The following is a 20,468-nucleotide window of genomic DNA, read 5'->3' as shown; positions in this document are numbered from 1 at the left end:
CATGATGAAGATCAACGCACTCGCCCGACGCGCCATGGCACTGGCCCTGCTGATGCCTCTGGCGGCCTGCAGTCAGTCCGGCCATGACGCCGACAGCGACATGGCCAAGGCCGCCAAGGAAGTGGACCAGCAGACATCACCGTCGGTGATCGCCGCCGAAGTCCAGAAGGGCATCGAGCAGGCCAAGGTCGAACTGGCCACCCAGGACATCGACGTCAATAGTGGCGTGCATTTCAGAAACCACTCCCACAATGACAAGGACACCCGCCCGAAGGCCGTGATCACGCCGAAGGGCGACCTGGTGATCGCCGGCAAGACGCAAGATGCAACGCCCGAGCAGCACGCCCTGTTGCTGGACTACCGCCAGCAGATCACCGGCATCGCCAGCGCCGGTATGGACGTGGGCGCTGCCAGCGCCGGCATGGGCGTGGATATCGCCAAGCAGGCCATCGTCGGTGCGCTGACCGGCAAGAGCGACAAGGCCATCGAGGCCAGCATCAAGCCACAGACTGACAAGATCCAGGCCGCGGCCCTCAAGTTGTGCTCGCGCATGCCGGACCTGCTGGCATCGCAGCAGAAACTGGCGGCGGCCATGCCGGCCTTCCAGCCCTACGCCACGTTGACGCAGAAGGAAGTGGACGATTGTGGCAAGGACCGCGACGACAACGGCAAGCCCGGCGTCACGGTGTCCTCCGACTGATCACGCTTCGCCCGGTGCATCGCCGGGGACCACACCACGGTTGACAGTCATGTCCCGTCTGCATCTTCCGCAAGGAAGCGGGGGTGCAGGCGGGACATCCTTTTTGGCGTGCCGGATGCCCCGGAGCCGTGACGATAGGGACAGGCAGGACCGCCATCGACGTGTCTACGATGGGGCGTCACCGGCGAATCCACCCGCCGACTCTCCACTGCCAAGGAGTCCCGCCATGTCGTTCCGCCACCTCCCCTGCGTGCTTGCGCTGGCCGTGCTCACCGCCGGATGCAACGGCTCCCTGGACGACACCCAGGTGTTTGGCGGCAACACCGACATCATCAACAGCCACATCACCCTGCACGACCAGGTCGTCACCATCAAGGCAGACGGCGTACCCCATGCCACGGTGAACCCGCAGGGTCAGTTCGCCGTGGACGGCCACGAGATTGCCGTGAGCGATGCCCAGCGCGCGCAGCTGCAGCGCTACAACGCCGCGGCGCTGAAAATGCACGCGGACGCCGTGGCGGTCGGCAAGGCCGGCGCCGAAACCGCATCCAAGGCACTGGGCACCGTTGCCGGCAAGATGACCGGCGCGGAGAGTTCCGAGGAAACCCGGCAGAAGATGGACGCCGCAGCCGCGGATGTGCGCCTGGCCGTATCGAAGATCTGCGATGACCTGGTCGAGATGAAGTCGGTGCAGGACGAGCTGTCCGGCCAGATGGAAGCGTTCAAGCCCTACGGGCAAGCGTTGACCGACACCACCATCGAGAAGTGCCGAAGCAGTGCGAAGCACTGACAAGCAACCGCTTTGCATGGCCCTTGCAGGAGCGCACGTGTGCGCGACCGCGACCTGGCGGGTATCGCCAGACCGTCTTGTCGCGTACAAGTGCGCTCCTACATGAAGAGCGGCGTGGCGACGTTCTAGCCGCCACCGCCTCCACCACCATGGATGCCGCCCTTGGTGAGCGCCATCGGATCGAGCAGCTTCTGCAGGTCGGCCTTCGGCAATCCGGTCGTTTCCAGCGCCACGTCCATGATCGGACGCTTTTCCTTGTACGCCTGCTTGGCCGTGGCCGCGCCCTTCTCGTAACCGATCACCGGATTGAGCGCGGTGACCAGGATGGGGTTCTTGTCCAGCGCCTCTTTCACCCGCGCCGTGTTCACCTTGAAACCGGCGATGGCCTTGTCGGCCAGCAGCACACTGACATTGGACAGGATGCCGATGGACTGCAGCAGGTTGTGCGCGATCAGCGGCAGCATCACGTTGAGCTGGAAGTTGCCGGACTGGCCGGCGATGGTGATGGCCGCGTCATTGCCGATGACCTGCGCAGCGACCATGGCAGTCGCCTCCGGAATGACCGGATTCACCTTGCCCGGCATGATCGACGAACCCGGCTGCAGCGCCGGCAGCTCGATCTCGCCCAGCCCGGCAAGCGGACCGGAATTCATCCAGCGAAGGTCGTTGGCGATCTTCATCAGCGCCACGGCAAGCGCCTTGAGCTGGCCCGACAACTCCACCGCGGCGTCCTGCCCGGCCATGCCTTCGAAGAAATTGTCCGCCGAATCGAAGCGCACGCCGGTGAGCTTCTTCAGTTCGAGCGCCACCGACGCACCGAACTTGGGGTCGGCATTGATGCCCGTGCCCACGGCCGTGCCGCCCAGCGGCAGGCGACGCATGCGGGTGAGGCTGTCCTCGATGCGCTCGATGGCCGAGCCGATCTGCGCCGCCCAACCCGACAGCTCCTGCCCGAACGTCACCGGCATGGCATCCATCAGGTGCGTGCGCCCCGTCTTGGGCACATTGCGCAACTGACGCGCGCGCCGCTCGATGGTGCGCTTGAGGTGCTTCAGCGCTGGCAGCAGCTGCTCGCTGGTGGTGAGCGTGGCGCTCACGTGGATGGCCGTGGGGATCACGTCATTGGAGCTCTGCCCGTAATTGACGTGATCGTTGGGATGCACCTTGCCGCCCCCGCGACTGGCGAGATGGGCAATCACCTCGTTCGCGTTCATGTTGGTGCTGGTGCCCGAACCGGTCTGGAACACGTCGATGGGAAACTGGTCGTCATACTCGCCCTGCGCCACCGACAGCGCCGCCTTGCGGATGGCATGCGCCTGGGTTTTCTTCAGATACCCCAGCAGGAAATTCGCGTCCGCCGCCGCAGCCTTGATCAGGCCCAGGGCGCGGATGAAGGCACGCGGCAGGTGCATGCCGGAGATGGGGAAATTGTCCACGGCGCGTTGCGTCTGGGCGCCGTAGAGCGCCTTGGACGGCACTTTGAGTTCACCCATGCTGTCGTGCTCGATGCGAAACTGGCTCATGGTGTGGCGATTCCTTCGGGGGATGTCGGGGACTATAGGTCGGGGCGCGTTAGTGCGCCGCCAAGGGGGGGGCGCTCTGCCTTTCGGCTCTGGCTCCCTCTCCCCTCCGGGGAGAGGGCTGGGGTGAGGGGCGGGTGCTCGCCTCACGCTGCATTTCCCTCACCGTCATTCCCGCGAAAGCGGGAATCCAGCGCCTTTGCACTTGGCCTTTGGTCTCGCGCGTTCCCGCTAGACGGCCGCTTACGCCGCGGAGGCGTTTCGACCTCCTGCCGGAGGCCGAGTCACTTTTCTTTTGCTGGCCCAAAAGAAAAGTAACCCAAAGAAAATGGCCTTAAAGGCTGGCAGCATGCCGGTGGGATAAGCCCGAGCGGCTGAGGGACGTTGCTGCTTGGCAACCTCCGCCTCTACACAGCGGGTACTTCCAGGCGCTTCGCAACGCGCCGGCACGGAAAGGACTTAACGCGGAGCGTCGTGCCGCTTCGCGGCACCTTCTTCCTTGCCACTCGGGTGTTCACGTTGAACATCACCTGTCGCTCGTCCTCTCCCGTTCGGGAGAGGACTGGGGTGGGAACTGAGGCAAGAGAAAATCGGGCTTCACACGGTGCGAGACACCCCCTGTAGGAGCGCACCTTGTGCGCGACCGCAGCGTCCTTTCGATACCGCTCCGTCAGGTGGTCGCGCACAGGGTGCGCTCCTACAGACAAGCTAAGCCGGCACGCGATAGGCCATTGCAGCGCAACGCGATGTGCAGCGCAGCTGCACGAGCCTTCGGCTCCGGCTCTAGCTCTTGACCTACCCGCCCCCTTGAGCGGCGGTGAGGGGCGGTCGACAGGCCCGCAGGGGGATCGGCAGGGATGCCGATCCCTTTTCGACAGGACATGGATGTCCTGTCGAAAAGCCCGGCCGACCCTCACGGACTGGCCGGCTCCACCGGCCGGCGCCGCGATGGGGGTGCCTTTTCTTTTGGTTACTTTTCTTTGGGCAAGCAAAGAAAAGTGACCCGGCCTCCGGCAGGAGGTCGGAACGCCCGCCGCGTAGGCGACCAGGTGGCGGAAACGCGCGAGACCGAAGGCCAAGAACAAAGTCACTGGACCCCTGCCCCCGCAGGGGGTGACGACCAAAGAAGGAGACCACGAGGCGGGCCCTCTCGCGCCCCCTCTCCCGACCGGTAGAGCGGGCAAAACCGCCGCCTGCCAGCGCCCCCAGACACCCCCTCCCCCCTGTTGTAAAATCCCCCATTTCCCGCCTCCGGAACTCCCCGATGTCCTCCCATGCCCTGACCGCCCTGTCGCCGCTGGACGGCCGTTACGCCAGCAAGGTCGAAACGCTGCGCCCGATCTTCAGCGAGTTCGGCCTGATGCACCGTCGCGTGCACGTGGAAATCGAGTGGCTGCTGGCCCTGGCCGCGGACAAGGGCATCGTGGAGCTGCCCGCCTTTACCGCCGACCAGGTGGCGAAGCTCAAGGGCATCTCGGCCGACTTCAGCGTGGATGACGGCGCGCGCATCAAGACCATCGAAGCCACCACCAATCACGATGTGAAAGCGGTGGAGTATTTCATCAAGGAACGCATCGGCAACGACGCCTCGCTCGCGCAGGCCAAGGAGTTCGTGCATTTCGCCTGCACCAGCGAGGACATCAACAATCTGTCCTACGCACTGATGCTGCGCGATGCGCGCGACCAGGTGCTGCTGCCGGCCTTCGACGGCATCATCGCCAAGCTGCGCGAGCTGGCCCATGCCAACGCCGGCCTGCCGATGCTGTCGCGCACGCACGGCCAGACGGCTTCGCCGAGTACGCTGGGCAAGGAGCTGGCCAACGTGGTGGCCCGCCTGGAGCGCCAGCGCAAGCAGCTCGCCGCGGTGGAAATCCCAGGCAAGATCAATGGCGCCGTGGGCAACTACAACGCGCACGCCATCACCTATCCGGAACTCGACTGGCGTGGTTTCTCGCAGCGCTTCGTGGAAAGCCTGGGCCTGGATTACAACGCCTACACCACGCAGATCGAGCCGCATGACGGCGTGGCCGAGTACTGCGACGTGGTGCGCCGCGCCAACATCATCCTGATCGACCTGGCGCGCGACGTCTGGGGCTACATCTCGCTGGGCTACTTCAAGCAGGCGCTGAAGGCCGGCGAAGTCGGTTCGTCGACCATGCCGCACAAGGTCAACCCGATCGACTTTGAAAATGCCGAAGGCAACTTCGGCCTGGCCAACGCCCTGCTCGGCCACTTCGCCGAGAAGCTGCCGATCAGCCGCTGGCAGCGCGACCTGACCGACTCCACCGTGCTGCGTGCGCTGGGCACGGCGTTCGGCCACACCATGGTGGCGCTGGAATCGCTGAAGAAGGGCCTGGGCAAGCTCACGGTGAACGCCGACCGTCTCGCTGCCGATCTGGACGCCAGCTGGGAAGTGCTGGCCGAAGCCGTGCAGACGGTGATGCGCCGTTATGGCCTTCCGGAGCCGTACGAGCAGCTGAAGGCCCTTACCCGCGGCCAGGGCATCACCAAGGATTCGATGCGCGAGTTCATCACCGGCCTGGACCTGCCGGCCGATGCCAGGCAGCGCCTGCTCGACCTGACGCCGGGCGGCTATATCGGCCTCGCCGAGCCGCTGGCCAAGAACATCTGATACCCAAGCAACGGCAAGGATCGCTCGAATACAAAGGAATGCGCTTCGCCGCCTCGCGGCGATGGCACTGCTGCCGTTGACGCTGGCTTCGCTCAGCGTCACGGCGGCCGACATCGACCGCAATGATCCTGATCGCGCCGCCATCCTCAACGCCGCACGCGGCGACGAGAACGTGCGCTTCGTGGTGAAGGATCTGGTCAAGGATGGCGATTTCGCCTACCTGTGCGCGCTCAAGCAGGAAGACGGTGCGGTCCTCGGCACCGATGAATCCATCGACGTCTACAACTGGGTGGCGTATCGCCAACAAGGCGGCTGGCAGGCCCTGCCGCTGGACGGCTCGCTCGCCCCCAGTGGCGACAAGATCGACTGTACGCAAGACGACAAGGCCATCACCACGGCCGCGCAGATCCGCAGCACCATCGCTGCCCGTTTCGCCGCGAATGTCCGTGTCGAATTGCACGATGGCCTGTCTGCGGAAACCCGCGAGACCCTGCGGCAACTGATCCAGCTCGGCGTGCTGCAGGCCGTCGATGCCGAAGAGGCCAAAAAGCCGTACAGCGACACGCAACGGCGGGTAGTACTCGACGCCTGCGACAACGATGCCTGCCGCAAGGGCAACCAGCGCGCCTATGAGCGCCTGCAGCAGATGCAGCCGTTGCCCGCCATCAGTTCACTGGTGTGGAACAGCTGCAGCTACGGCATGCGCGGACTCAACCTGACCCTCATCGCCAGCTGCGTGGAAGTCACCGCGCCCCTGCCCGTCTGCCGCCCGCACCAGCGCCTGCCGAACGACCAGAAGACCATCGAAAACTGCCTCGCCGCCGTCAGGAAGAAATGCGAGAGCGATGTTCCCGGCGCCGACAACCGGAAGATGCTCTGCCGCTGAAGGCACTGCGGGGTCGCCGAACAGGACCATCCGCGACAGCGGCACCGTCCCGGCAGACGGCGGGGTCCAGTGCCACACCAAGTGATGTGCCCGGCAGGCGCCGGGCACATCGAAGCCACCTCAGGCAGCCTTGAGCAGGCCTTCCGCCTTCAGCGCCGCCTGCACGTTCGGGCGCTCGGCCACGCGCTTCTGGAACGCCAGGATCGCCGGGAAACCGGAGAGATCGACGTTCACGTGCTGCGCCCAGTTGGTCACCGTGAACAGATAGGCATCCGCCGCGGTGAAATGATCGCCGACCAGCCACTCGTGCGCGGCCAGGTGCTGGTCGAGCAAGGCGTAGCGCTTGCGCAGGTATTCCTTGCGCTCCTCGCGCGTCGCATCGGGCGTTTCCGCCTTGAACAGCGGCGAGTAAGTCTTGTGCAATTCGGAGTTGATGTAGCCGAGCACTTCCTGCAGGCGGTAACGCTCGGTGGTGCCATTGGCGGGCGCGAGGCTGCTTTCGGGCTTGAGATCCGCCAGGTACTGCACGATGGCGGGGCCTTCGGTCAGCAGCTCGCCGTTGTCGAGCTTCAGTGCCGGCACGTAGCCTTTGGGGTTGATCTTCAGGTAGTCCTCACCACTCGCCGTGCGCTTGGCCTTGGTATCGACCTTTTCCAGTTCCACCGGGATACCTGCTTCCAGCGCAACGATATGCGGCGACAGCGAGCAGGCGCCCGCGGCGTAATAGAGCTTCATGATGGCTTCTCCATAGGGGACGGGATCAACGCGACCCGGGCTCGCGCAGACCAATGATGCTAGCCCTCATGGTTACTGTTGGATACCACCTAACCACCCGTAACCCGTAGAATGCGGTAACCGCCGGGTTACCGGACGGCTCCGAAGGAAACCACCGCCATGGGCCTGCCCGTACGCAAAAGCAAAGTCGCCCCGCCTCCCGGCTGCCCTCTCAGCGAAGTCCTGGGCCTGTTGCGTGGTGCCTGGGCACCCAACGTCATCTGGCAGCTCAGCGGCGAACCCCGCCGCTTCGGCGAGTTGCGTCACGATATCCCCCGCATCTCCGCACGCGTGCTGAGTGCACGCCTGCGCGAACTGGAAACGCGTGGACTGGTGATGCGACGCGTGCTCGATACGTCACCGCCGTCTGCCGAGTACTCATTGACACCGCTGGGCCGCGAGCTGTTGCCGGCCATTGATTCGCTGGCGTGCGTGGGGAAAAAGTTGCTGGATGAGTGGGAGGCGAGTCAGCGGAAAGTGTCGCGCAGATCAGCGAGAACGACCCGCGATGCCAGGGGCGAAATCGACGCTTCGCGTTGAGTCTGCGGAGCGATATTTCGCGACCATCGTGAGGAGCGGGTAACGACGTTGCGCTGCGGTCGCGCACAAAGTGCGCTCCTACAGGGGGACTCGCACCGTGTGAAGCGCGTTCCTAGCTTGCCTCAGTGCTCACCCCAGTCCTCTCCCGAACGGGAGAGGACGAGCGACAGGTCATGTTCAACGTGAACACCCTAGTGGCAAGGAAGGAGGTGCCGCAAAGCTGCACGACGCTCCGCGTTAAGTCCTCTCCGCTTCGGCGCGTTGCGAAGCGCTTGGAAGTACCCGCTGTGTAGAGGCGGAGGTTGCCAAGCAACACCGTTCCTCAGCCGTTCGGGCTTATCCCATCGGCATGCTGCCAGCCTTTAAGGCCATTTCTTTGGGTTACTTTTCTTTGGGCCAGCAAAGAAAAGTGACTCGGCCTCCGGCAGGAGGTCGAAACGCCTCCGCGGCGTAAGCGGCCAGATCGCGGAAACGCGCGAGACCGGAGACCAAGAGCAGAGGCACTTGATCCCAGCTTTCGCTGGGATGACAGTGAGGGAAATAAAGTCTGAGGCGAGCACCCACCCCTCACCCCAACCCTCTCCCACAAGGGGAGAGGGAGAAAACAAACCGACGAGGACTCACTCCACCTCGTCCGAACCCTCATTCACACCCTCAAGCAAGAACGTCGACAGATACCGCTCACCCGTATCCGGCAACATCGCCAGCAACACCGCCCCCTCCGGCGCATCCTTGGCCACCTGCAGCGCTGCCGCCACCGTGGCACCCGCCGAAATACCCACGAAAATGCCTTCCTTCTGCGCCAGCGCCCGCGACGTATCGCGCGCCAGCACATCGTCCACCGGCACGATCTGGTCGGCCACCGCGCGATTGAGCACGCCCGGCACGAAATCCGGCGTCCAGCCCTGGATCTTGTGCGGCGCCCACTCCTTGCCCGACAGCAACGACGCACCGGCCGGTTCACTGGCGATGATCTTCACTTCCGGGCGCGCCACCTTAAGCACCTCGCCCACACCGGTGAGCGTGCCGCCCGTGCCCCAGCCGGTGACGAAATAATCCAGTCGCTTGCCGGCGAAATCACGCAGGATTTCCGGTGCGGTGGTATTGCGGTGATACGCAGGGTTGGCCGGGTTCTCGAACTGGCTGGCCAGGAACCAGCCGTGCTTGTCGGCCAGCTCCTTCGCCTTGCGCACCATGCCGGTGCCACGCTCGGCTGCCGCCGTCAGCACCACCTTGGCGCCGTAGGCGCGCATCAGCTTGCGGCGCTCGATGGAGAAGGTTTCCGTCATCACGGCCACGAAAGGATAGCCACGCGCGGCACAGACTGCCGCCAGGGCCACGCCGGTGTTGCCGGAGGTGGCTTCCACCACCGTCTGGCCCGGCTTGAGCACGCCGCGCTGTTCGGCATCGATGATGATGGCGTAAGCCAGACGATCCTTGACCGAACCCGCCGGGTTGAACGCCTCCACCTTGGCATACACCGTCACGTGCTTCGGCGCCAGGCGATGCAGGCGCACGATGGGCGTGTTGCCAATGGTGTCGAGGATGCTGTCGTAAATCATGGCGTGGCTCCGGAACTCGGCGTGGATAAGAAAGACAGAGGGCGCGATGGTGCGCCCGTCAGGGGAAAGGTTGTGTCAAGCCGCGGCCGCCTTCGACTGCGCGGGCGGCTGCCCCGGCACGGTGCCCACGGGCGGGCTGCCGAACCATGACAGAGTGGACGCCAGGCTGGCCACTTCACCGATGATCAGTAGCGCGGGCGACCTGACATCGTGCAGGCTGGCCTGTTCCACCAGGTTGGCCAGCGTGCCGGTCACCACCCGCTGCTCCGGGCGTGAGCCGTTTTCCACCAGCGCAAACGGGGTGCCGGCCGAACGACCGTGTTCCAGCAGTCGGCTACGGATCACCGGCAGCTCGCTGGTGCCCATGTAGACGGCCAGGGTCTGGCGCTCCTGTGCCAGCGCGCGCCAGTCCAGCGTGTCGTTGGAGTTCTGGCAATGGGCCGTCACCAGCCGCACGGATTGGGCGTACTCGCGATGGGTCAGCGGGATGCCTGCATACGCGGCGCAGGCCAGGGCGGCCGTGATGCCTGGCACCACCTCATAGGGAATGCCGTGGCTGCGCAGGAACTCCAGCTCTTCGCCGCCCCGCCCGAACACGAACGGATCACCGCCCTTCAGGCGCACCACGCGACGCCCGGCGCTGGCGTGTTCAAGCATCAGTGCGTTGATCTGCGCCTGCGTGGTGTGATGGTTACCGGCCTGTTTGGCCACCTCGATGCGCTCGGCATCGCGGCGTGCCAGCGCCAGCACCTCCACGCTGACCAGGCGATCGTGCAGTATCACGTCGGCCTCGTTCAGCGCACGCAGTCCGCGCAACGTGAGCAGGCCCGGATCGCCCGGACCCGCACCCAGCAGTACCACCGAACCTGCAGGCTTTGCTTCCGTGGCATCCAGCAGGCGCTCGGTCGATGCTTCCGCCAGGGCCCACTGGCCGCGACGCAGCAGGCTCTGCACGGGGCCATTCAACAGGCGCTCGTAGAACCGGCGCCGCAAGGCCATATCCGGCAGGCGCGCGCGGATGCGGTGGCGCATCTGCGCCAGCAAAGTAGCCACGGGGCCAACCACCGGATCGATCAGGGTTTCCAGCCGCTCGCGCAGCAGGCGCGCGAGCATCGGGGCGTGACCGCCACTGGAAATGGCGATGGTGACGGGGGAGCGATCAATCACGGCAGGCACGTGGAAGCTCGATTGCTCCGCATCGTCCACCACGTTGACAAACACACGCCGCGCCTCGGCCAGCGCGGCAATGCGCTGATGCAGTGCCTGGTCAGAGGTGGCCGCCACGACCAGCCATGCCTCGTCCAGCCAGCTCTCGTCGAACGCACCGCGCAACCATTGCACGCGGCCTTGTTCCGCCCAGACCAGCAACGCGGGGGTGAGGTCGGGCGCCCCCACCGCCACCCGCGCGCCGGCTTCCAGCAATACGGCAGCCTTACGCTCGCCCACCACGCCGCCGCCCACCACCAGTACCTGGCGGCCGGAAAGATCGGCAAACAAGGGGTAGAGCTTCATGAAACCTCGGGCTCCCAAGGGGGCAATGGCCAGCTTCCCACGCTAGACAGCCACCTTCGTCCCTACAAATGATTTCTGGGCGGGGCGACATGACGGGCCGTTATAAGCCCGATCCCCGTCAGCGAAGCCAACGTATTGACGCAGCGCAGCAGTGGCTGTATAGACGTCTAATTGAGCACACCCGTTACGGTAATCCATGGACCACCGTCGCCAATCGCTGAACACCACCCCGACCGCCGGCAAACGCACGGCTTCGGTGTGTGCGCTTGCGCGATGTATCCGCAGCGCGACACCGAGCCCTCACCTTCTCGATTGCCTGTGGAACCCGAGCCATGACGCTGACCCAACTTCGCTATCTCGTCGCCATCGCTGATGCCGGCCTGAACATCACGCTGGCCGCCGAGCGGGTGCACGCCACCCAGCCGGGGCTGAGCAAACTGCTGCGTCAGCTGGAAGACGAACTCGGCTTCCAGCTATTCCATCGCAAGGGCCGCAGCCTGCACGCGATTACCCATGCTGGCAGCCACGTGCTCGAACGCGCGCGCGTCATCCTGGCCGAAGCGGCCAACATCCGCTCGATCGCCGCGAACCTGCGCAACGAATCGCGCGGCACGCTGCGCATCGCCACCACGCACACGCAGGCGCGCTTTGCCCTGCCTTCCGCCGTGGCCGCGCTCAGCCGCAGCTACCCGCAAGTCAGCGTGCACCTGCAGCCGGTGAGCGATTCCGATGTAATGTCCCTGCTGGATGGCGGTCTTGTGGACCTTGCCATTGTCAGCACAGCGGCCGGCGCGCCGCCGCCAAACGGCATCGCCCTGCCCGCTTACCGCTGGAGCCGCACGGTGGTGGTGCCGAAGAATCACCCCCTGGCCAAGCAGAAGCAGGCGCCGACGCTGGAACAACTGGCCGCGCACCCGCTGATCAGCTACGACTCATCGCTGAAGCCGGAGTCCTCGCTGATCCGTGCTTTCCAGAGCGCGGGTCTGGATCCGCAAATCGTGATGACTGCCAGCGATGCCGACCTCATCAAGACCTATGTACGCGAGGGGCTGGGTGTCGGAGTACTCGCCGAGATGGCCTTCCAGCCCAGCGTCGACACCGACCTTCGCCAGCTGGGCGCCGACAACCTGTTTGCGGGGTGCACCACCTGGATCGTGCTGCGCAGGGAAAGCGTGTTGCGCGAATACGCCCTCGACTTCATCAGCGTGTTTGCGCCGCATCTGGAGCGGCGTGCGGTGAGTCGTGCGCTGACGTCCGGTGGTGCGGGGACGTCGCAATGGCCGGGGGTGCCGCATTGGCGGGATCGGCAGGTGCCGCTGAAAGTGGCGGAGCCGATGGTGGAGGCGCAGTAGCGCCCCGGGTATTGCCTGGCGGTGATGCATACGGCGATGCGACACACTGCTCTCGGGATGTGAGAACCGTAGACACCTGCCAGCGTTGTGTGCCCCTTCCTGCTCCTCATTCCGGCGCAGGCCGGAGGCGCTTTTCAACAGCCGCATGGCTGGACTTCCAGTGACTTTGCTCTGGGCCTTCGGGTTCTAGCGCTTCCGCGATCGGGCCGCTTACGCAGCGGGCGTTCCGGCCTCCTGCCGGAGGCCGGGTCACTTTTCTTTGCTTGCTCAAAGAAAAGTAACCAAAAGAAAGAGCACCCCATCGCGGCGCTGGCCGGTGAAGCCGGCCAGTCCGTGAGGGTCGGCCGGGCTTTTCGACAGGACTTCCATGTCCTGTCGAAAAGGGATCGGCATCCTTGCCGATCCCCCTGCGGGCCTGTCGTCCGCCCCTCACCGCCGCTCAAGGGGTCGGGTAGGTCAAGAGCAAAAGGCTCGTGCAGCGGAGCTGCACATCGCGTCGCATGGCGCGGAGGTGCATCGCGTGCCGGCTTAGCTTGTCTGTAGGAGCGCACCCTGTGCGCGACCACCTGACGGAGCGGTATCGACACGACGCTGCGGTCGCGCACAAGGTGCGCTCCTACAGGGGCTGTCTCGCACCGTGTGAAGCCCGTTCCTCTCTCGCCTCAGTGCTCACCCCAGTCCTCTCCCGAACGGGAGAGGACGAGCGACAGGTGATGTTCAACGTGAACGCCCTAGTGGCAAGGAAGGATGTGCCGCACAGCGGCACGACGCTCCGCGTTAAGTCCTCTTAGCATCGGCGCGTTGCGAAGCGCTTTGATGTACCCGCTGTGTAGAGGCGAAGGTTGCCAAGCAGCAACGTTCCTCAGCCGTTCGGGCTTATCCCTACGGAATGCTGCCAGCTCTTAAGGCCATTTTCTTTGGGTTACTTTTCTTTTGGGCCAGCAAAAGAAAAGTGACTCGGCCTCCGGCAGGAGGTCGAAACGCCCCCGCTGCGTAAGCGGCAACCTGGCGCCTGCATGACTACCGAAGGCCGAGAGCAAAGGCACTGAACCTCAGCCTTCGCTGGGATGACGGTGAGGGAAATAAAGTCTGAGGCGAGCACCCGCCCCTCACCCCAACCATCTCCCCGGCGGGAAGAGGGAGATAGCGCGCCGCACTACAAACGATCCCGCGCACCCGAATGAAGATGAATCCAGAGAGCATCAGCCCCCCAACAACCCCCTCTCCTCCAACACATCAAGAATCCGCCCCGCCAACACCAGCGGATCGCCACCATTCCCATCAATCCGCAACTCCGGCGTCACCGGCTCCTCATACGGATCACTGATCCCGGTGAAGTGCGCAATCGTGCCGGCTCGCGCCTGTGCGTACAGCCCCTTGCGGTCGCGTGCCTCGCACACCTCCAGCGCCGTCGCCACATGAATCTCGATGAAGTCGCCATGGGCCTCCACCAACTCACGGGCCTCAGCGCGTGCATCGGCATAAGGCGCAATGGGCGCGCACACGGCCACGCCCCCATGCCGCACGATCTCGCTGGCGACGTAACCGATGCGGGTCACGTTGGCATTGCGATCCTCGCGCGAGAAACCCAGTCCACGGGACAGGTGCTTGCGCACTTCGTCACCATCCAGCACGGTCACTGCACGGCTGGTGCGTTCCAGCAGCTGCGCCACCACCGCCTGGGCGATGGTCGACTTGCCTGCGCCGGACAGGCCGGTGAAGAACAGGGCGAAGCCTCGCGCGGCCTGCGCGGGATGGCGCTCGCGCAGGATCTTCACCACCTCGGGGAAGGAGAACCACGAAGGGATCTCGCTGCCCTCGTGCAGATGCCTGCGCAGCTGGGTGCCCGAGATGTCGCGCACCTCATCATCAGGCAGCACTTCGTTCGACGGCAGGTAGGTGTCGCGGTTGGCCACGTAGACCATGGCGGGGAACGGCACGATGCGGATGCCCAGTTCGTCCTGGTGGCGCTCCAGCAGGTGCTGCGCATCGAACGGTCCATAGAACGGGTTGCCGTGGGAATCCTTGCCCGGACCGGCATGGTCGCGGCCTACGATGAAGTGACTGGCGCCATAGTTCTTGCGGATGATGGCGTGCCACAGCGCTTCACGCGGGCCACCCATGCGCATCGCCAGCGGCAGCAGCGACAGATGGGCGCTGTCCGCGGGGTACTGCGACAGCAGGGCCTGATAGCAACGCACGCGGGTGTAGTGGTCGATATCGCCCGGCTTGGTGCGGCCTACCGATGGCTGTACCAGCAGCTTCGCACCGACCTGCTCTGCAGCGCGCAGGGTCAGTTCGCGATGCGCGCGATGCATGGGGTTGCGGGTCTGGAAGGCCACGATGCGGTGCCAGCCCTGGGACTCGAACCACGCACGCAGGCTGCGCGGCGTATCGCGCAGTGCGGTGAAATCGTAGTGCGACGGTTGCTGGATGCCGCGCACGCGGCCACCCAGGTTGACCGGTCGATAGCGATCCAGCAGCTCGGCGACGCCGGGGTGCGCTCGGTCGGTGGTGCCGAAGACTTTCTGCGCCTCGTGGAGACGATCCGGTCGATAGATGTCCTCCACTTCCAGCACCGCCAGCGGTACACCCTGCGAATCGCGCAGTGCCACTTCGCTGCCTGGCGCCAGGCGTTCGGCAAATGCCTCGCTGACGTCCAGCGAGATCGGGATGGGCCAGAGCGTGCCGTCGGCCAGGCGATATTCTTCGACCACACGGTCGTAATCGCGCTGGGTGAGAAACCCTTCCAGCGGGGAGAACGCGCCGCTCAGCAGCAACTCGAGGTCACACAACTGGCGCGTATCCAGATCCACGCCCGGCAGACCGGCGCTGTGCTGTTTGAGTGCGGCGGCTTCGTCGGCCGGCAGGTACAACTCTTTCAAGACGCCGCCGTGCGGCGGAATCAACGCGGGCGCTTCGTCGTCGAAGACGGCAACGTCGGACTGGGCAAGTGCTGTCTGGCTCATGATGTGTGTCTTTGTTCGGTCGGGGGCGGCAGCCGGCGACGTGCGCCGGATCGGTTCTTGTGTGGTTCGGTCAGGCCAGGCCGTGAAGCCCGCATTCGCGCTTCAGGCCAAAGAATCGGGTGGCATCGACATCGGTGCCCGGTTCCCAGCGATGCGTGGTGTGCACGTCGCCGATGGAGATGTAGCCCTGGTCCCACAGCGGGTGGTACGGCAGGCCGTGCTTGCGCAGGTACATGCCCACGTCGCGGTCGCTCCAGTCGGCGATGGGATGAAATTTCCAGCGGTCATCGCGTCGCTCGGCGAAGGGAATCGCGGCGCGGGTACGCGCCTGGCTGCGGCGCAGGCCGGCAAACCACGATCCGGCACCCAGTTCGCTCAGTGCGCGTTGCATGGGTTCCACCTTGCGCAGCTGGTTGTAGCGGTCGATACCCGCCACGCCCTGCTCCCACAGCCGCCCTTCCCTCGCCTCGAACCACGCGGGGCTTTCGGCGGCGCTGTAAATTTTCAGGTTCAGCGACAGGCGGTCACGCAGTTCGTCAATGAAGCAGTAGGTTTCGGGAAAGAGATAGCCGGTATCGATCAGCACCACCGGCAGGTCCGGGCGCTGACGCGTCAGCAGGTGCAGGGACACGGCCGCCTGCGCCCCGAAGCTGGACGACAGCACGTGCGCGCCCGGCGCATAGGCCAGTGCCCAGAGCACGCGCTGCTCCGCATCCAGCGTGCCGAGCCATGTATTCAGTTCGTTTCGTGCGCGGGCATCATGCCGGGCGTCATCGAGCAGGGCCTGCTTCATGCCACGACCTCCGCGGGAATCCGCCGCGTGTTCGCGGCAAGCACGCCCGTGCGCACCAGGAAATCGCCAAAGCCTTCGCCGTCCAGCCGATCGGACGCGTAACCGGCAACCAACGGTGACAGCGCTTCGAGAATGGCCGGTTCGTCCACGTTCTCCCGATAGACCTGATTCAGTCGCTCACCGCGGAAATCTGCACCGAGGCGCAGGTCGTAACGACCCGGCCCGCGGCCGACCAGCGCGATCTCGCCCAGGTACGGACGCGAGCAGCCGTTGGGGCAGCCGGAGAGGCGCAACAGGATGGGGGCATCACGCAAGCCATGCTCATCCAGCAGCGCTTCCAGCCGGGGCAGAAGCTGCGGCAGGTAGCGTTCGCTCTCCGCCATGGCGAGGCCGCAGGTCGGCAAGGCCACGCAGGCCACGGCATGGCGGCGGATGCCGCTGTGCGAGCGGTAGCCATCCAGGCCATGCGCCGCCACGATCGCGTCGATGCGCGCCCTTTCACTGGGCGCAACGTTCGCCACGATCACGTTCTGGTTGCAGGTCATGCGGAAATCGCCGTGGTGCACCTTGGCCAGTTCGCGCAGCCCGGTGAGCCAGCGGTGCTCACCCACATCGGCAAGCCGACCGGATTCGATCTGCAGCGTGAGGTGCCAGCGGCCGTCGTCACCTTCGATCCAGCCGTAACGGTCGCCGTTGTGGTCGAAGCGATAAGCGCGTGCCGGTTCCAGCGCGAAACCCAGCCGATGCTCCAGCTCTGCCTTGAACGCATCCAGGCCACGATGATCCAGCGTGTACTTCAACCGCGCGTGCTTGCGCTCGACGCGGTTGCCCCAGTCGCGCTGGATGGCCACGATGGTCTCGGCCACCGTGAACAGGCGATCCGGCGTGGTGAACCCGACGACGCTGGCAAGCCGCGGATAGGTGCTGGCATCGCCGTGCGTCGCGCCCATGCCGCCGCCTATGGCCACGTTGAAGCCCTTCAGTTCGCCCTGCTCGATGACGGCGATCAGGCCGAGATCCTGCGCAAACACATCGATGTCATTGAGCGGCGGAATGGCCAGGCCGATCTTGAACTTGCGCGGCAGGTAGGTGCGGCCGTACAGCGGCTCTTCCTCCTTCGGCTCGCCGACCAGTGCTTCGCCATCCAGCCAGATCTCGTGATACGCGCCCGTGCGCGGCGCAAGCTCTTCGGACAGCCGCGTGGCCCACTCGTAGGCGAGCGCATGTGCTGACGATTCCACCGGATTGGGCGTGCTGACCACGTTGCGCACCACGTCGCCGCAGGCGGCGATGGTGCTGGCCAGCGCATCGTGGATGGCGGCGATGGTCGGCTTGAGGTGGTGCTTGATGATGCCGTGCCACTGGAAGGTCTGGCGCGTGGTGATGCGCAACGTGCCGTTGGCGTACTCGCGGGCCAGCCGGTCGAACACCAGCCATTGCGCCGGAGTGACCACGCCCGAAGGCAGGCGCGCGCGCAGCATGAAGGAATACGCAGGCTCCAGCTTCTGCTTGCGGCGTTCCTCACGCAGGTCGCGGTCATCCTGCAGATAACTGCCATGAAACTTCAGCAACTTGTTGTCGTCGTCGCTGATGGCGTTGGTCACCGGATCACGCAGGCCTTCGGCGATGGTGCCGCGCAACTGCCGGCTGGCGTCCTTGATGCGTTCGAGATCGGAAAGCGGTGTCGTCATGTCAGTACACGTCGCGGGCGTAACGCCCTTGCTGCAGAAGGTCGGACAGCCATTCCCGGGCCTGATCCGGTGACTGGCCACCGTGGGTCACCGCCACGTCGAGCAGTGCGGCATGCACGTCCTTGGCCATGAAATTGGCATCGCCGCACACGTAGATGTGCGCACCCTCCTGCAGCCACGCATACAGGTCACGGCCCTGTTCGCGGATGCGCTGCTGCACGTACACCTTGGCATCGCCGTCGCGGGAAAACGCCAGGTCCAGCCGGTCGAGCGAACCGTCGCGCAAGGCCGCCTGCCATTCGATCTGGTAGAGGAAATCGCGGCTGAAATGGCGGTTACCGAAGAACAGCCAGTTGCGTCCGCCAGCGGCGATTTCGCGTCGCTCTTGCACGAAGGCGCGGAACGGGGCCACGCCGGTGCCGGGTCCGATCATGATGATGTCGCGGGCGCTGTCCTTCGGCAGGCGGAAGCGCTCGTTCTCTTCAATGAATACCGGCACGCGATGATCGTCGCCCGCCGCGGCAAGGAACGAGGACGCCGCACCCCAGTGACGCTCGCCGTACGCTTCGTAATCCACCACGGCCACGGTGAGGTGCACTTCGTCACCTACCGCCTTCTGGCTGGAGGCGATGGAGTACAGGCGTGGTGTTTGCGGCCGCAGCGCGGCGACCAGTTCATCGGCCGACCAGTGCGCGGGATGGCTGCGCCAAAGATCGATGGGCTGCTCCTCCGCCAGCAGCGCTGCGAGGCTGGCCGAACGGTCCGGACGCAAGAGGCCCGCGAGCTTTTCGTCACCACTGGCATCGGCCACGGCGGCGATCAGCGGACGGCTCAGGCGCGTCAGTTCGCGCTCATGCGACAGCCAGCGGCGCAGCGGAAGCTCCCTGCCCTCGTGATGCACCTGCTGCTCGCCATCGAGCTTCAGCAGTGTCAGCCACTGATCGACCAGCGCGGGCGGGTTCTCCGGCCACACGCCGATGGCGTCGCCCGGTTCGTAACTCAGGCCCGAGCCTTCCAGTGACAGTTCGACATGACGAATGTCGCGACCCGCATCACGAGCCACGATGCCCTGGTTGTCGAGCACGCTGGCCGCAAAAGGATGTTCACGGGTGTGGCTGACGCGCGTAGGCACCGGCTGCAGGTTGGTTACGCGTGCAACGGGCTGCGTGGCGCCCAACACTTTGCGCGCCTGGTCGAGGGCTTGTTCGGCCCAGGGCGTGGCCACCGCGTCGATGTCCACATCAGCCTCGCCCAGCGGCGCGAAGCGCGACGCACCCAGTTCGGCCAGGCGTGCGTCAAGCTGACGCCCGATGGCGCAGAACTGCGGGTAGCTGGAATCGCCCAGCCCAAGCACGGCGAACTTCAGGCCCGGTAGCTTCGGCGCGCGCTTGCCCAGGATGAATTCCACCAGCCCGCGCGCATCGTCCGGCGGCTCCGCATCACCCTGCGTGCTGATCACCACGACCAGATGCGTTTCCTTGGCCAGGTCGCGCTGCGGGTAGCTGTCGGCCCGCACCAGGCGAACCGCCAGCCCGGCGGCCTCGGCCCGGGCGCTCAGCTGGGTGGCCAGCCGCTTGGCCTGGCCGGTCTGGCTGCCGTAGAGAATGGTGAGGCGATCGCCGGTGGCCTTGGCGGGCTGCAGCGGCACGAGGCCGCGCTGTACCTGCCCGGCGCGCGTGGCGCTCCACGCGGCGATCCAGTAAAGCTCGGCGGGCCCGAGTCCCTGGGTCAGTCGCTCCAGTGCCGACAGCTTTTCGCTATCGATGGAGGCCAGCCCGGTTTGCGTTGCGACGACGGCGTTCACTGTCCACCTTTGGACGTCCAGACATCTGGACTCCCAAAGTAGTCATCACGTTTTGTCATGTGAAAGGACGTGTTGTCATAACGTTATGTCCCCGGGCTTATTTCCCTTGTGTGACACCCACCGCGTAAACTGGCCCCGTCTTCACCACGTTCAGGTTCATGCCTACGGATTTCCTCACCTCCGCCGCCATCGGCGTGCTGGCCCAGCTGGTCGACGGCGCGCTGGGCATGGCCTATGGCGTGACTTCGGCGGCCATGCTGCTGGCCCTGGGCATTCCGCCCGCCATGGCCAGCGCCAGCGTGCACTACGCCGAAACGCTGACCTGCGGGGCATCGGGCATCAGCCACGTGATGGCCGGCAACGTGCTCAAGCGGTTGTTCTGGGCGTTGGTGGTGCCGGGTGCCATCGGCGCCACCATCGGCGCCTACCTGGTCAGCCATGTCCCGGCGGTCTGGATGAAGATGGTGCTGACGCCCTACCTGATCGGCATGGGCCTGTTCCTGCTGTTCCGCCCGCACCGCCGCCAGCGGTTGCATGAGGACACACCGTCCCTGAGCCGCCCCCTGGGCCTGGTCGCCGGTTTCGCCGATGCCGTGGCGGGCGGCGGCTGGAGCGCGCTGACCGTCCCCACGCTGGTGGCCCGCGGGGTGCGTCCCCGCATGGTCATCGGCACGGTGCACCTGGCCAAGTGCGTGGTGAGCGCGGTGGCCAGCATCAGCTTCTTCGTACATGTGGGCTTTCCGCACGGCGCATCCGTGGCCGGGCTGATCGTTGGCGGCGTGGTGGCCGCCCCGCTCAGCGCCGTGCTTGCCCGCCGCATGCCTCCCCGCGTGGCGACCATCCTGGCCGCGCTGGCCGTGCTGGCCATCGGCATCAACAACATCGCCCATACCCTGCTCGCCCACTGACGGCGATCAACGGGACCGTCATCGCATTCGCATAG

At 65.4% G+C, this 20,468-nt stretch carries 15 protein-coding genes; 7 read left to right on the top strand and 8 right to left on the bottom strand.

Annotated features, from left to right (window positions below):
• Window position 1 precedes the first annotated feature (1 nt).
• Both H8F01_RS17840 and H8F01_RS17835 read left to right on the top strand, forming a co-directional pair.
• Entirely contained in the window at window positions 2–700 is a 699-nt protein-coding gene (locus H8F01_RS17840) for a YggN family protein (protein ID WP_338017286.1), read from the top strand.
• Window positions 701–926: 226 nt separating this feature from the next.
• The gene (locus tag H8F01_RS17835) at window positions 927–1,490 is read left to right on the top strand and encodes a DUF2884 family protein (RefSeq protein WP_187056382.1); all 564 of its coding nucleotides are present in this window, start codon (window positions 927–929) and stop codon (window positions 1,488–1,490) included.
• 125 nt (window positions 1,491–1,615) lie between these two features.
• On the opposite strand, the gene H8F01_RS17830 is transcribed toward H8F01_RS17835, so the two are convergent.
• Window positions 1,616–3,013: a class II fumarate hydratase gene (locus H8F01_RS17830; RefSeq protein ID WP_187056381.1), complete on the bottom strand. Its 1,398-nt coding sequence runs from the start codon at window positions 3,011–3,013 to the stop codon at window positions 1,616–1,618.
• 1,261 nt (window positions 3,014–4,274) lie between these two features.
• Here H8F01_RS17830 and purB point away from each other — a divergent pair.
• Together purB and H8F01_RS17820 are read left to right on the top strand one after the other, a co-directional pair.
• Complete coding sequence (gene purB, locus H8F01_RS17825; protein WP_187056380.1) at window positions 4,275–5,642, top strand: adenylosuccinate lyase; 1,368 nt, start codon at window positions 4,275–4,277, stop codon at window positions 5,640–5,642.
• A gap of 61 nt (window positions 5,643–5,703) precedes the next feature.
• Entirely contained in the window at window positions 5,704–6,528 is an 825-nt protein-coding gene (locus H8F01_RS17820) for a hypothetical protein (protein ID WP_187056379.1), read from the top strand.
• A gap of 120 nt (window positions 6,529–6,648) precedes the next feature.
• Here the strand turns inward: H8F01_RS17820 and gstA are convergent, their stop codons facing one another.
• A complete protein-coding gene (gene gstA, locus H8F01_RS17815) occupies window positions 6,649–7,263 on the bottom strand; it encodes a glutathione transferase GstA (RefSeq protein ID WP_187056378.1) in 615 nt (204 codons plus the stop codon).
• Between the two features lie 159 nt (window positions 7,264–7,422).
• Between gstA and H8F01_RS17810 the strand changes: the two genes are divergently transcribed.
• The gene (locus H8F01_RS17810) at window positions 7,423–7,842 is read left to right on the top strand and encodes a winged helix-turn-helix transcriptional regulator (RefSeq protein WP_187056377.1); all 420 of its coding nucleotides are present in this window, start codon (window positions 7,423–7,425) and stop codon (window positions 7,840–7,842) included.
• A 620-nt stretch (window positions 7,843–8,462) separates the two neighbouring features.
• Here H8F01_RS17810 and cysK read toward each other — a convergent pair.
• Together cysK and cysG are read right to left on the bottom strand one after the other, a co-directional pair.
• Window positions 8,463–9,404, bottom strand: coding sequence for a cysteine synthase A (gene cysK, locus H8F01_RS17805; protein ID WP_187056376.1), 942 nt, complete (start codon window positions 9,402–9,404; stop codon window positions 8,463–8,465).
• A gap of 75 nt (window positions 9,405–9,479) precedes the next feature.
• Window positions 9,480–10,916: a siroheme synthase CysG gene (gene cysG, locus H8F01_RS17800; RefSeq protein WP_187056375.1), complete on the bottom strand. Its 1,437-nt coding sequence runs from the start codon at window positions 10,914–10,916 to the stop codon at window positions 9,480–9,482.
• Between the two features lie 332 nt (window positions 10,917–11,248).
• Between cysG and H8F01_RS17795 the strand changes: the two genes are divergently transcribed.
• Complete coding sequence (locus tag H8F01_RS17795; protein ID WP_187056374.1) at window positions 11,249–12,268, top strand: LysR substrate-binding domain-containing protein; 1,020 nt, start codon at window positions 11,249–11,251, stop codon at window positions 12,266–12,268.
• A 1,202-nt stretch (window positions 12,269–13,470) separates the two neighbouring features.
• Here the strand turns inward: H8F01_RS17795 and H8F01_RS17790 are convergent.
• The 4 genes from H8F01_RS17790 to H8F01_RS17775 all read right to left on the bottom strand — a co-directional run bounded on the left by H8F01_RS17790 (window position 13,471) and on the right by H8F01_RS17775 (window position 19,525).
• The gene (locus tag H8F01_RS17790; protein WP_187056373.1) at window positions 13,471–15,237 is read right to left on the bottom strand and encodes a bifunctional sulfate adenylyltransferase/adenylylsulfate kinase; all 1,767 of its coding nucleotides are present in this window, start codon (window positions 15,235–15,237) and stop codon (window positions 13,471–13,473) included.
• Between the two features lie 70 nt (window positions 15,238–15,307).
• Complete coding sequence (locus H8F01_RS17785) at window positions 15,308–16,030, bottom strand: phosphoadenylyl-sulfate reductase (protein WP_187056372.1); 723 nt, start codon at window positions 16,028–16,030, stop codon at window positions 15,308–15,310.
• Window positions 16,027–17,721, bottom strand: a complete 1,695-nt coding sequence (gene cysI, locus H8F01_RS17780; RefSeq protein WP_187056371.1) for an assimilatory sulfite reductase (NADPH) hemoprotein subunit — start codon at window positions 17,719–17,721, stop codon at window positions 16,027–16,029. The genes H8F01_RS17785 and cysI overlap by 4 nt, the downstream gene beginning before the upstream one ends.
• Window position 17,722: 1 nt before the next feature.
• Window positions 17,723–19,525, bottom strand: coding sequence for an assimilatory sulfite reductase (NADPH) flavoprotein subunit (locus H8F01_RS17775; protein ID WP_238481037.1), 1,803 nt, complete (start codon window positions 19,523–19,525; stop codon window positions 17,723–17,725).
• A 158-nt stretch (window positions 19,526–19,683) separates the two neighbouring features.
• On the opposite strand from H8F01_RS17775, the gene H8F01_RS17770 reads away from it, so the two are divergent.
• Window positions 19,684–20,433, top strand: a complete 750-nt coding sequence (locus tag H8F01_RS17770; RefSeq protein ID WP_187056370.1) for a sulfite exporter TauE/SafE family protein — start codon at window positions 19,684–19,686, stop codon at window positions 20,431–20,433.
• Window positions 20,434–20,468 lie beyond the last annotated feature (35 nt).

The organism is Dyella telluris, from assembly GCF_014297575.1.
Lineage (GTDB): Bacteria > Pseudomonadota > Gammaproteobacteria > Xanthomonadales > Rhodanobacteraceae > Dyella > Dyella telluris.
The sequence above is the reverse complement of the archived record's forward strand: the minus strand, read 5'-3'. Positions and strand labels throughout refer to the sequence as shown.